The 12,775-nt window shown below is 70.0% G+C and carries 9 protein-coding genes; all 9 read right to left on the bottom strand.

What is annotated here, in order from left to right; translation table 11 throughout:
- Window positions 1-7 precede the first annotated feature (7 nt).
- Window positions 8-1,663 (bottom strand): Hint domain-containing protein, encoded by a 1,656-nt coding sequence (locus tag OG928_RS45895; RefSeq protein ID WP_331767965.1) that lies wholly within the window; start codon window positions 1,661-1,663, stop codon window positions 8-10.
- Window positions 1,664-2,223: 560 nt separating this feature from the next.
- Window positions 2,224-5,913: a hydantoinase B/oxoprolinase family protein gene (locus OG928_RS45890; RefSeq protein WP_331767964.1), complete on the bottom strand. Its 3,690-nt coding sequence runs from the start codon at window positions 5,911-5,913 to the stop codon at window positions 2,224-2,226.
- Between the two features lie 293 nt (window positions 5,914-6,206).
- Window positions 6,207-6,866: a hypothetical protein gene (locus OG928_RS45885; RefSeq protein ID WP_331767963.1), complete on the bottom strand. Its 660-nt coding sequence runs from the start codon at window positions 6,864-6,866 to the stop codon at window positions 6,207-6,209.
- 241 nt (window positions 6,867-7,107) lie between these two features.
- Entirely contained in the window at window positions 7,108-8,067 is a 960-nt protein-coding gene (locus OG928_RS45880; RefSeq protein ID WP_331767962.1) for a universal stress protein, read from the bottom strand.
- A 175-nt stretch (window positions 8,068-8,242) separates the two neighbouring features.
- Window positions 8,243-8,851 carry a V-type ATP synthase subunit D gene (locus OG928_RS45875; RefSeq protein WP_331767961.1) on the bottom strand — a complete coding sequence of 203 codons (609 nt, stop codon included), beginning with the start codon at window positions 8,849-8,851 and terminating at the stop codon, window positions 8,243-8,245.
- Window positions 8,848-10,257 carry a V-type ATP synthase subunit B gene (locus OG928_RS45870; protein ID WP_331767960.1) on the bottom strand — a complete coding sequence of 470 codons (1,410 nt, stop codon included), beginning with the start codon at window positions 10,255-10,257 and terminating at the stop codon, window positions 8,848-8,850. The genes OG928_RS45875 and OG928_RS45870 overlap by 4 nt, the downstream gene beginning before the upstream one ends.
- On the bottom strand, window positions 10,254-12,035 hold the full coding sequence (locus tag OG928_RS45865; protein WP_331767959.1) for a V-type ATP synthase subunit A: 1,782 nt from the start codon (window positions 12,033-12,035) through the stop codon (window positions 10,254-10,256). The genes OG928_RS45870 and OG928_RS45865 overlap by 4 nt, the downstream gene beginning before the upstream one ends.
- Complete coding sequence (locus tag OG928_RS45860; RefSeq protein WP_331767958.1) at window positions 12,023-12,550, bottom strand: V-type ATP synthase subunit E; 528 nt, start codon at window positions 12,548-12,550, stop codon at window positions 12,023-12,025. Before OG928_RS45860 ends, OG928_RS45865 begins: the two co-directional genes overlap by 13 nt.
- The gene (locus tag OG928_RS45855) at window positions 12,547-12,774 is read right to left on the bottom strand and encodes a V-type ATP synthase subunit F (protein ID WP_331767957.1); all 228 of its coding nucleotides are present in this window, start codon (window positions 12,772-12,774) and stop codon (window positions 12,547-12,549) included. The genes OG928_RS45860 and OG928_RS45855 overlap by 4 nt, the downstream gene beginning before the upstream one ends.
- Between the last annotated feature and the right edge of the window lies 1 nt (window position 12,775).

Here is a 12,775-nt window from a genome sequence, read left to right as displayed (position 1 = left end):
ACTCCCCTCAGCGGCCGGCTGTGATCTCGCTCAGGTATTGCTCGAAATCGGGCAGGTAACGAGGCTCGAGCATGGCTCGGATCCGCGCGGGGTCGGTCCGGCGCGAGCGGTCGTGCGACATCTGCAGCGCGTAGTCACCGACCTCGATCCCGCCCGCGAAAACCGAGCTCTGCGCCGGATCGGGCTCCGAGGACTCGTCGAGCCGAAGATTGCAGAGCAGGCCCTGGTAGGGCTCGCGTTCTGCCTGTACGAGGACCGACGTGGCGCCTCCCCAGACCCGCACCTCGTCGCCCGGCTCGAGTTCGTGTGCCTGCACGAACCCGTCCGTCGTCATCACCGGGTGGTTGCCGGACAGCGCGACCTCGCCGCCGTTCTCGGTGCGCAGCTTCAGAATTTCTCCGCCGAAGCGAAAGATCGTCGTGGAGCTGACCTCGCGGGCGACGCCGTCGCCGCAGCGGACGACCGAGCCGTGGACAACGTCCTCGATCGGGATCGTGGAGTCGTCGGCGAGCAGGATGGGCGTGCCTGCGACCAGACAGCTGTAGACGAACTGGATCGGCGGGATGTAGGTAACCCCGTCGAGCGGGTCCTGGTCGGGGAGGTCGGAGCTCTGCACGGTCGCGATCGCGGTCGTCTGATCCTGGAGGCGGACCATGAGCTGGATCGTCAGGTAATCGGCCTCGCCGCTGACCCAGTTCAGGTTGCCCCACAACAACGGATCGCCCCTATCACCCCACGGTGGCTTGACGGCCGGCGGCTTCATTGTCCAGGCGAGTGTGTTGCCGCTGACGTGGAGGTTGTCGAACAGTGTCATTCTCGAGGCCCGCGGCAGCGCCGCATAGCCGCCGGTCCCGCCCAGGCCGCGGGCGAGTGTGCCGAAGATCCACGTGTTGACCTCGTATAGGGGCTCCGGTGGAGGGGCGACGAAGGTCACGCTCCCGTACCAGGGCAACGCGTACGTAGTGGTGTCGTGCCCGTACCCGTACCAGTAGTCGACATCGTCCTGAGAACTCCCCCCGCGTCCGAGCGCGATCCGGATGTAGTCGCTCGGAACCTTGGTCTGGTGCTTCTTCGGGTGGATCACCACCGGGTCGGCCAGCACGCCGAGGCTGACGCCACTCTGTGTGGCGCCGGTGACCCACGGTCCGCCGGGCTGCTGCTGGTAGGAATAGACGATCGTCCCCGTCATCTGCGGCTGGACGGTCCGGCCGGACACCGGCGCGGCGTACAGCTTCAGGTACTGGCCCTGGTTGAACTGCGAGCCGGAGCCGGACGCGAGCGTGGTCGTGCCCGCCGCGTCGAAGACCGCGATCGTCGAGTTGAGCTGAAAGGCACCGTAGACGACGCTCGCGAATCCGGACGCGGCGGCGTTCTCGGTGTTCGGGACACGGCTGATCTCGTTCAGGTGCGCCCCGGTTCGGAAGGGGGGGTCCTGCGGCAGTTGCTCACCGTCGATGCCGCTGCGCGCCACGTGGCGCTCGCGCCTCTCGGCCAGTGCCGCGTGCATTCCGGGGCGGGTCTCGGGTGTGTGACCACCGAGGTTGTGGATCGCGAGTGCGGCGCGGTACTGACGCTCGTCGGAGAAGTCGAGAATGGTGTTCTCGCGACCTTCGATCAGTCCGAGAAGAGTGGCGATCGCCTCGCTGTCCTCGTGTCCGAGCACGTGAAACCCCCTGCGTCCTGTCTGAATCGTTGCTCTCAAGGTCGCAGTGTGGGTCGCGTCCACGCGCTCATGTATCGATCGCCGGCAGCAGATCACGCGAATGAGCTACCACGGTTGCCATCCGATGGAGCAATGCTCCGCTCCGGCACTGGTTCATCCGGGGGGATCACGCCGCGCGAGCGGTAGGACCTCGCAGGTCCTCATCCGCGATGCCCCGACCTCCTGGAGGACCCGGAAACATGGCGCGCTCGCCCGCTGGGCCTGGCCCCCATTTCCGCAGGGTCTGTTCCCGACACCGTTCGGGCGATCGAGGTCCGGCCTCGTCGGCCGGGCCTCGACGGGGTCGTCCAGGTCGCGGAACCGCCCCACCGTTCGTGACCCACCGGGACCCGCAGTCTGCTCTCCGGCACCGCGCCGTCCGACGTGCCGAAGTCCTTCACCGCGTCCGTTCGCGAGAACGAACACCTGTTCGCCGTTCCTCAACCGGGCATCGCGCGACGCGTTCCCGTCCAATGTCCCGAGACCGGGCGTCCGGTCGGCGTCGGCATGCCCGCGCGCCGTCAGCTCGACACAGCCGACCTGCTTCGGCTTCGGGCCTCGGGACGGGAAGTCGGGGCGAGTTCGCCTGTTCGACAGGGCCCATATCCGCCGCCGCCGGGCGTTTCGATCACGAGGACGTCGCCGGGCCGCACGTCGACGAAGTCGCAGCCGGCCATGGGCGTGGTACTGCCGTCCGCCCGTTCGACACGGTTGGTTCCCAGGGCGCCCGGCGCCCCGCCGGCCATACCGTACGGCGGTACCCGGCGATGGCCCGACACGATGCTCACGGTCATCGGCTCGCGGAAGCGGATCCTGCGTAGGGCGCCGTCGCCGCCGCGCCACTGTCCCGCGCCGCCGCTGCCGTGCCGGATGGCGAATTCCTCGAGCAGCACGGGGAAGCGCCATTCGAGGATCTCGGGGTCGGTCAGCCGAGAGTTGGTCATGTGTGTCTGCACCACGGCCGTGCCGTCGAACCCCGCGCCGGCGCCGGAGCCGGACGCGATGGTTTCGTAGTACTGGTGCCGTCTGTTGCCGAATGTGACGTTGTTCATGGTGCCGGACCCCTCTGCCTGGACGCCGATTGCGGCGTAGAGCGCGCCGGTGATCGCCTGGGACGTTTCGACGTTGCCCGCGACGACGGCGGCCGGATAGGACGCGGCCAGCATCGAACCGGACGGAATGACGATCCGCAGTGGGCGCAGGCAACCGTCGTTGAGGGGGATGTCGTCGGCGACGAGCGTCCGGAAGACGTACAGCACGGCAGCGGCCACCACCGAGGTCGGCGCGTTGAAATTCGTGTCGAGCTGCGGCGAGGTTCCGGTGAAGTCCACTGTCGCGGTGCGGCGTTCGCGGTCCACCGAGATCTTGACGTGGATGAAGGCGCCTGAGTCCATTTCGTAGTGGTACTCGCCGTCGTCAAGGGCGTCGACGACCCGGCGAACGGCCTCCTCGGCATTGTCCTGCACATGGCGCATGTAGGCCTGGACCACGTCGCGACCGAAGTGGTCGATCATCTTGCCGACTTCTTCGACGCCCTTGTGGTTGGCGGAGATCTGGGCGCGCAGGTCGGCGAGGTTGGTGGCCGGGTTGCGAGACGGATAGGGGGCTTCCGCAAGGTGTTGCAGGGTCTCGGTCTCGCGGAGTCTGCCGTTCTCGACCAGGAGCCAATTGTCGAAGAGCACGCCCTCCTCGTGGATCTCGCGGCTGTTCGCCGGCATCGAGCCGGGGGTCAGCCCTCCGACCTCCGCGTGGTGGCCTCGGGAGGCGACGAAGAACAGGATCTGGGCGGGGTCCGCGTGTTCGTTCCGCTTCTCGAAGACCGGGGTCACCACGGTGATATCCGGCAAGTGGGTGCCGCCGTGATATGGGTCGTTGACGGCGTAGGCGTCACCGGGCTTCATCGATCCGGCCCGGCGGCGGATCACTTCCTTGACCGTGGTGCCCATCGATCCGAGGTGCACGGGGATGTGCGGGGCGTTGGCGACGAGGTTGCCGTCCGGATCGAACAGGGCGCACGAGAAGTCGAGCCGCTCTTTGATGTTGACGGACTGGGCGGTCGATTCCAGTCGCGCGCCCATCTGCTGGGCGATCGACATGAAAAGGTTGTTGAAGATCTCCAGCAGAACCGGATCGGCGCCGGTTCCGAAACGGGCCGTGACGCGGGCGCCCACCCGCTCGACGAGCAGGTGCCCGTTCCTGCTCATGGCTGCTCGCCAGTCCGGCTCGACGACCGTGGTGGCGTTGGCCTCGGTGATGATCGCCGGACCGGTCACGCTGTCGCCGGGCCGCATGCGTTCACGCCGATGGAGGGGGACGTCACGCCACGCTCCGCCCGTGAACAGGGGAACGGAGCCGGGAGCCTCGACGTCGTCGCTCGCGGCGGTCTCGCCGAGGCGGCCGAGGTCGGGTTGCCGAGTGAGGCCGATCGCCTCGACCGAGAGTGCTTCGACGACGATCGGACGGTCCATCAGGAACGAGTACGCCGCGCGGTGGCGCGCTTCGAACACCTCGGCCATGGCGGCCGGATCGGCCAGCTCGACGGGCACGGCGGTGTCGGTGCCGTCGTATCGCAACCGCGCGCGCCGCGACACTCGGATCTGCTCGGCGGGGATGTCCTCGTCGAGGAGTTCGGCGCGGGCCGCCGATTCGAGTTCGTCGGCGACCGCGCGAACCCGGCCCATCCGCGCTTCCTCCAGGGGAACCTCCACGGACTGCTCGCGCATGGCCGTGGTGTCGGCCAAGCCGATGCCGAGCGCGGAGAGCACGCCGGCCATGGGCGGTACGAGAACGGTGCGGATACCGAGGGAGTCGGCCACCGCGCACGCGTGCTGGCCGCCGGCACCACCGAAGGTGGTCAGTACGTATTCCGTGACGTCGCGTCCCTTTTGCACTGAGATGCGCTTGACGGCCTCCGCGATGTTCGCCACCGCGACCTGAAGGTAGCCCTCGGCGACCTGTTCGGGCGAGCGCCGGTCGCCGGTGCGCGCGTGGATGTCCTCGGCCACCTCGGTGAACCGTTGCCGCACGACGGTGCGGTCCAACGACCGGTCGCCGCCCGGTCCGAACACCCGTGGGAAGTACGCGGGTTGGATGCGACCGAGCATCACGTTGGCATCGGTGACGGTCAGCGGTCCACCGCCCCGGTAGCAGGCCGGCCCCGGGTCGGCACCCGCCGAGTCCGGGCCGACCCGATAGCGGCTGCCGTCGAAGTGCAGGATCGAACCGCCCCCGGCCGCGACGGTGTGGATGTCCAGCATGGGGGCCTGGATACGTACTCCCGCCACCTGTGTGGCGGACACCCGCTCGTAGTCGCCGGCGAAGTGGGACACATCGGTCGAGGTACCGCCCATGTCGAAGCCGATGACCTTGTCGAAGCCCGCCAGTTGCGACATGCGCGCCATGCCGACGATGCCGCCCGCGGGGCCGGACAGGATCGCGTCCTTGCCCCGGAAGTGCCCGGCTTCGGCAAGGCCGCCGTTGGATTGCATGAACATCAGCCGTACGCCGGGCAGCCGATCCGCCACCTGCCGTACGTAGCGGCGCAGGACCGGTGACAGGTAGGCGTCGACGACGGCGGTGTCACCACGCGGCACGAGCTTCATCAGCGGGCTGACCTCGCTGGACAGCGACACCTGCGGAAATCCGATTCGCTCCGCGAGGTCACCGATCGCCTCTTCGTGGGCCGGGTGCAAGTGGCTGTGCATGCACACCACGGCGACGGCACCGATGCCGTCGTCGCGGGCGCGTCGCAGTTGGTCGGCCAGGCGGACGAGATCCGGCGGGCGCGACACCGTCCCATCGGCGGTGATGCGCTCGTCGACCTCGACGACCCGCTCGTACAGCGCCTCGGGCAGTGAGATCTCCCGGTCGAAGATGCGTGGCCGATTCTGGTATCCGATCCGCAGCGCGTCTCCGAATCCGCGTGTGATCACCAGCACGGTCCGCTCGCCGGTGCGCTCGAGCAGGGCATTGGTCGCCACCGTGGTGCCCATCCGTACGGCGTCCACCTCGCCGCTGGGGACCGCTTGCTCCGGCGACAGGCCCAGCAGCGTGCGCACGCCCGCCACGGCGGCGTCCCGATAGCGGGCCGGATTCTCCGACAGAAGCTTGTGCGTCACCAGTCGACCGTCCGGGCGTCGAGCCACGATGTCGGTGAATGTGCCGCCCCGGTCGATCCAGAACTGCCATCCCCCGCCGGCATCGTTCGTCACCTGTGGCTCCCTTCCGTGTCGCCGGTCCGTCGAAGGTTGTGCCCCCACAGCTTGACGCGGAGGGCGTGGCCGGCCGTGCTGCGACCCGCCGCAAAGTCACCGGGGCCGGCAGCCGCACCGACTGGCCCGGCGGCTTGGGCGGTTCCGCTGCAGGGCCGGATGGCGGACTCCTGCGCCTGGCAGGGATCTCCCAGCGGATCCGCAGGGCGAAACCAATGCAGATGCGCGAAGGCGCGTTCCACAGTCCAGCGGCGAGGCCACCGAGCGACTCCGGGCAGCGGACCGACTGTCGTTCAGCCGGTCGGCATGAAGTCGGCGAAGAGGTCCGCGTGGCGGGCCAGGGACACGGCGTGGCTCGCGCATCGCTGGTAACAACAGCTCAGCAACGTCGCATCGGCGACGTCTCCGGGCTCGGCTTGGTCGGTTTGGTCGGCTTGGTCGGCTTCGGCAAGCATTCGCCGATACAGCAGCCGCTGGCGCTGGGCGATCTCGTGCAGGTCTCCGAGAAGGTCCGCGACGGCCTCGGATTCCCTGGACTCCAGCACGTCACCCGCCTTGCCGACCATGGTCAAGGCGAGGTTGCCCATCCCCTGCAATGGGAGCCGCAGCCGAGACGGCAAAGGCTGCCTCGACTGCCGTGCCCAGGCCAGCTCGACCAACTGTCGGGCAAGAGCCGCCAGGCACTCCACGTCCGTGCCGACATGGACGCCGACGACGATCGCGCGCGGGTCAACCGTCGGCGAACCGTCCGCCGGCACGACCGAAGCGTCGTCCTCGATCTCCTCACGGAGCTCGTACAGCGCCTTCTCGGCAGCGGTCGCGTTCTCGGCGGCGGTGTCGGCGATGTCGAGCAAGGCGGCAGTGGCTTCACCCAGCGCCTTGTACGCGAGCCGAACCATCCCGGCGAGGTCTGCGACCAGCCGACGGGACCGGTACTGGCCGGTGTCGGACATACTCCAACTCCTGTTCCAGGACACCAGCCTCGCGGCCGACCGACCGCGTCCGCGGGGTGGGGTCTCTGCCGACCGTGAGGGCAAGCGCCTGAGCGCGCGCCGAGTCCCACGCTTCCCTCCAAGTCTCGCACCGCTCCCGCGGACGGCAAGGTGGCCTCAATCGACGGCCGGCCGCCGAAATCGCGGAGGAACCGGCAGCGGAGCCGTCAGGGGTGCAGAGCCGCCTCTGGGACCACCTGCGTCACGCTTCCTCGACATCGTGGCTCGGAACGACGATCACCGGGCAGGAGGCACGGTGGATCAGCCCGTGACCGACCGAGCCCAGGAGCATGCCGCGGAAACCACCCAGGCCACGGCTGCCGACGACCAGGCACAGCGCGGCCGCCGAACGGTCCGCGAGCACGCGCACCGGATGCCCATGGGCGACCTGCGGTCGGATCACCACATCCGGGTACTTCTCCTTCCAGCCCGCGAGGCTCTCGGCGAGACGCACCCGGCCCTGTTCGTCGGCGTGCCGGGTCGCGTGGGTGACGAGCACCGCTTCGACGACCGCGTCGCGACGCGAAGCCTCGTCGAAGGCCAGCGCGATCGCCGGCTCGGAACGGGCCGCTCCGTCCACGCCGACGACGACGGTCCGGGTGAGCTCTTCCTCGTGGTCGGGTCGGCGGACGACCGCGACCGGACATCCGGCATGGGCCGCGAGTGGGACGGCGATGCCACCGGTGGTCATCAACTCCGTCGCCGCCGACAGGTGCCGTGAGCCGACGACCACCATCGCGGCCTCGACGGCTTCGGCGCGCAGCACGGCGACCGGGTCGCCGTCGACCAGCACGTCGACCACCTCCAAGCCGGGGTGGCGGCCGAGCGCCAGCGCGTGCGCCCGGTCGAGCGTTCGGCGACCCGCGTCACGGAACTTGTCGCCCCAACCGTGCCGCGGGGGCGTCAGGTCCGGATCGCGGTAGACCTGCACCGGCCACGACGTCGCGTGTACGTGCTCGCTGGGCCGGTCGCGCGGCGGCGGCTCTTTCGTGTGGGGGTGATGCGGCTCCGGCGCGCCCACTGGCCATTCGAGGGCGTGCACCAGGCGAAGCGGCAGCCCGCGACCGGCGGCTTCGTCGGCGGCCCACGCGACGGCGAGGTGTCCGGATTCGGTGTGCTCGACGCCCACGACGACCGAGAGTCGAGCAGTGTGTGGGGTCATGATGACACTCCTCTCGGGGAGCGGAAGGACCCGGTGATGAGCCGGCGGCTACTTCGACCGTGCGGCGGCGCGGCGAATCCGGACAGGGCCATTGGACCCGGCAGGAAGGGACGGAAGGCCGTGGTCGTCATGCGGTCGGATGCGGGCGTGCGCGCGAGACCTTGGGACGAAACACTCATCCGAAAGCCTTGCGCCGGCGGGCGGCCTCGTCCAGTTCCTGCTGTTCCAATCCGAGTTCGCACGCCTTGAGGGCATCGTCCAGCCGTGGGATCCAGTGCCGTCGGAGGGCGCGGACTCGTCGCCGCGCACGCCGGATCTCGTTCTCCACCCGGCGCGCGGCCAAGAGCGCCGCCGCGTGATCGGCGGCGGCCTGCAACGCTTCGCGATAGCTCTGCTCCGCATTCACCAGCGCGGTGTTCCCCGGGGAGAAGCCTGTCTCGGCCCGGAGCGGAATCGCGCAGGCCGTATGCGCGGGGTAGCGGACACCCATCAGGGTGACCCATGCAACGGTGATTTCCGCCGTCCCGATCTCGGACCAGGCCGTCTCCGCCATACGTTCGCCGCCCAACACGCGGCCGCGCAGGAGCCACGTCTCGGCTTCGGAGAGCTTGGCCCGCCACGATTCCCCGGTGTGACGCTCGGCCACGCTCAGGCGGTCCCGCGTTCCGAGAAGGATGGTCAGCTTGCGTTCGAGCAGGTTCGCTCCGCGTTCGGCGACGGTCAGGCTGCGCCGCAGCCGCAGCCGTACCGCGCGGCCGGACGGGCTCCCGTGGACGGCGGTCATGCGGACTCCCCGGTGGGGTCGGAACCAGCCTTCGGCACGAGAAAGGTGTCCAACAGCGACGGAGGGAGCATGGCGAGTTCGCTGCGCGGCAGTACGCTCAGTACCGCCCACGCGAGGTCCAGGGTCTGGTCGAACGAACGCAGCTCGTCGCGTCCCTGGTCGACGAACCGGCGTCGGAACGCGTCGTCCAGGGTGAGGTAGCGCCGGTCCATCGGGCTGAGCGCCGACTCCCCGATGAGGTCGACGAGTTCCCGAACCTGCCGGGCGTGGGCCAGCGCGGCGAGGAGCTGCGCCGCCACATCGAGGTGGTCGAGCCTGGTCCGGTCCGCCCCGACGCCCTTGCGCATCAGACGCGACAGCGACGCCAGGGCATCGAACGGCGGGTACACGCCGAGAGCGTGCGTTTCCCGCGACAGCACGATCTGTCCCTCGGTGATATACCCGGTGAGGTCAGGCACGGGGTGGGTGATGTCCCCCGCAGGCATGGTCAGCACCGGCAGCACGGTCACCGAACCGGGCAGTCCCCGGATACGGCCGCAGCGTTCGTACAGCGAGGCAAGGTCGCTGTAGAGGTAGCCGGGATACGCGCGGCGGGCCGGTGTCTCCCCGCGGGCGGAGGACACTTCGCGCAGGGCCTCGGCATACGCGGTCATGTCCGTCATCACCACGAGGACGTGCCGGCCATGGGTGAACGCCAGATCCTCCGCGATCGTGAGCGCCACCCTCGGGGTCAGGAGGCGCTCGATGACCGGGTCGTCGGCGGTATTGAGCAGCAGGACCAGCTCGCTTGCCGCGGACCGGGCGTCCAGCGCGTCCCGGACGAAGTCCGCGTCGACGCGGGTCAGCCCCATGCCGGCGAAGACCACGTTGAAACTCTCGCCCCCGGTGGAGGCCTGAGCGGCGATCTGCACGGCGAGTTCGAGGTGCGGGAGCCCGGCCACCGAGAAGATCGGCAGCTTCTGGCCACGTACGAGCGTGGTCAGGCCGTCGACCGCGCCGACCCCGGTGCGAACCGGCTCGGCCGGTGGCTCCCGCCACTGCGGGTTGATCGGTACGCCGTTGACCGCGGCCGTCGTGTCGGCGAGAACAGGAGGGCCGCCATCCACGGGCTCGCCGCGCCCGTTGCAGACGCGGCCGAGCCACTCGGGGCCGACAGGCACCCGCAGGGGGCTGCCGGAGAAGGCCACCCGCACGTTGGTGGGGTCCATGCCCGACGAGCCCTCCAGCAGCTGCACGACCGCAAGACCACGATCGATGTCCAGAACCAGGCCGTGGCGCTGCTCGCCGCCGCCCAGGGTGATGCGCACGTATTCATCCCAGCCGACGCCGGACACGCCCTCGACCAGCATCAGCGGCCCGTGCACTTCGCGCACCGCGGTGTACTCGACTTCGCCCCAACGGATCACGGCGGCCCCCCTTCGCCGGGCTCGTCCGGCCCGGAGGGAGCGTGCCCCGGGGATCCCGCCAAGGCGGTGAGGCGGCCGAGGACGGTGTCCCGCCGGGCGTCGATTCCGGCGGTGTCGCCGTTCGGCACTTCCTCGCGGGCACGTACCAAGGGGCTGAAGTCGATCTCCTCGACGGCCGATGGCGAGACCTCCGCTTCGACGAGTTCACGGCAGACGGCGACGACCGCCAACACGGCGTCGACCAGCGCGGCCGTCTTGCCCGCGTCGCAGTAGGCGTCGTTGGCCGAGAGCGCGTTCTGCTGCAAAACGCCTTCCCGGACCAGGCGGCCCGCAAGAACGCCGATGCGTTCCCGCGGCGGCAACGCGGTGATGCCGATCAGGTCCACGAGATCGGCGAGCCGGTCCGCTTCGCTCAGCACGGAGGCGACGTCCGCGCGACGCCAGGACCATTGGGCATCGCCGATGCCCTGGAGGCCGGCGTCGCGCGAGAACGAACCGGCCCAGGACAACGCCGGGTAGTGCCGCGCGTAGGCCAGGTCGCGGTCGAGGGTCCACAGGCACCGGACGAAACGCTCCGTATGCGCGGTCACCGGCTCGGTGAAGTCGCCCCCGGGTGGTGACACGGCACCGATCACGGTCACCGAACCCGCCGTGCCGCCCAGCGTGGTCACGGCCCCCGCCCGTTCGTAGAATCCGGCGATCGCCGACGCGAGGTTCGCCGGGTAGCCCTCTTCGGCGGGCAGCTCGCCGCTGCGTGACGCGAACTCTCGCAGCGCCTCGGCCCACCGCGAGGTGGAGTCGGCGATGACGACGGTGTCCAGTCCCATGTCGCGGAAGTACTCGGCCACCGCGGCGCCCGCATGCACGCTCGCTTCCCGGGCCATCATCGGCATGTTCGACGTGTTGGCGATCACGACCGTCCGGTCGGCGAGGTGCCCTCCGGTGCGCGGATCCTCCAAGGTGGCCAGCTCCGCGATGACTTCGGACATCTCGTTGCCGCGCTCACCGCAGCCGACGTAGACGATCACGTCGGCATCGCACCACTTGGCGATCTGCTGGAGCAGCATCGTCTTGCCGGTCCCGAACCCGCCCGGCACCGCGACGGTACCGCCCCGAGCGATCGGGAAGAGGAGGTCGATCGCGCGCTGGCCGGTGGTCAACGGCTCCCCGAGACGCCGCCTTTCCTGGATCGGACGGGGCCGCCGGATGGGCCACGCCGTGTCGATCCGGATGGCGGTCCCGGCCACCTCGGCCACGATCTGGGCCCCCGTATAGCTGCCCGGCGGAACAATCCGGGTGACCGGGCCGGAGGTGCCCGGCGGAGCAAGAACGCGCACGGCGACCGACCCGGCCGTGAGGACTTCGCCCACCGGCTCGCCTGCCGCCACGGACTCGCCGTCCGCGACCGAGGGTGAGAAGGCCCAGGACCGGTCGTTGCGGCCGTCTCCCGTTCGGCCGGGGGCCAGCCACACTCCGACATCGCCCAGCGGACGCAAGAGCCCGTCGAAGACGCCGCCGAGCAGATGCGGGCCGAGTGGCGCGGACAAAGGCCCGCCGTGCGTCGCCGCCCGGTCGCCGGGCCGGAGCCCGCCGGTGTACTCGTACGCCTGCGCGGTGGCGACCTCGCCGCGGATCTCCACGATCTCGGCGAGCAAGGCCGCTTCCCCGAGGGACACGACATCGTGCATCGCCATGCCGGGCACGTGTCCGATCTCGACCAACGGCCCCGTGACACGCAAGACCCGGGAGGGCTCGCGGGCGCCGCTCACGGTGTCCACAGCGTTCGCACCTCCGCTCCCACACGGGCCAACGCGCGCTCGGCCAGGGTGGCGAGCCTGAAGTCGACCCGTCGGTCCGCTGTCCAGCCGACCACGCCGCCGTCCGGATCCTCGACCACCGTGGCCGCGTCACCGAGACGGGTCCGGGTGCGGCGGACCAACGAGTCGACGTGGTGTGCGTAGTCCGGTGTGCCCCGCAGCTCCCGCGCCCGTTCGGTCACCCGCGTCCTCAGCAGGTCCAACGCCTCTCGCTGGGCAACGAGAACCCGAGAGCGTGCCTCCTGACGGGCCCGCGTGAGCCGGTCACGAGCGGCCGTCCCACCGTCGGCGGCACCCTGGCTCCGTGTCGAGGCCAGGATTTCCCGGGCTGTTTCCGCTGCGCTGTCCACGGTCGCGGCGGCGTCGCGTTCCGCCTCGCGAAGCAGCCGGTCCGCGTCGGCGCGTGCGGCGTGCAGGAGCTCCGCGCGCACCGGTTCCAGTGCGGTGTCCATGTCGTCGGAGTCGCCCAGTCTCATCGCGGCATCACCGCGACCAGGCGAGCTGTGCCCTCGTCGTCGGCAAGATCCTCCGCCAAGGCCTCCGCGGCGGCCTCGGTGAGTACCACCAGCTCGACGCCCGGGGTCAACTCACGCCACACGGCGCGCACGGCCGAAGGGTCTTCCGCGATCCGGACGTCGACACCCGCCAGAGCCAGCCCGGCCACGCGCGCGTATTCGCCGATCGCCGCCACGGTTCCCATG

This window comes from Embleya sp. NBC_00896 (assembly GCF_045207785.1).
Taxonomy (GTDB): Bacteria; Actinomycetota; Actinomycetes; order Streptomycetales; family Streptomycetaceae; genus Embleya.
Note: the sequence above shows the minus strand (reverse complement) of the source record. Positions and strands in the feature narration are given on the sequence as shown.

Excerpts from the sequence above, each read along its gene's own strand:
- OG928_RS45875 (WP_331767961.1), bottom strand. The coding sequence starts at position 8,851 with ATGACCGCCGTCCACGGGAGCCCGTCCGGCCGCGCGGTACGGCTGCGG.
- OG928_RS45880 (WP_331767962.1), bottom strand. The coding sequence starts at position 8,067 with ATGACCCCACACACTGCTCGACTCTCGGTCGTCGTGGGCGTCGAGCAC.
- OG928_RS45860 (WP_331767958.1), bottom strand. The coding sequence starts at position 12,550 with ATGAGACTGGGCGACTCCGACGACATGGACACCGCACTGGAACCGGTG.
- OG928_RS45855 (WP_331767957.1), bottom strand. The coding sequence starts at position 12,774 with ATGGGAACCGTGGCGGCGATCGGCGAATACGCGCGCGTGGCCGGGCTG.
- OG928_RS45885 (WP_331767963.1), bottom strand. The coding sequence starts at position 6,866 with ATGTCCGACACCGGCCAGTACCGGTCCCGTCGGCTGGTCGCAGACCTC.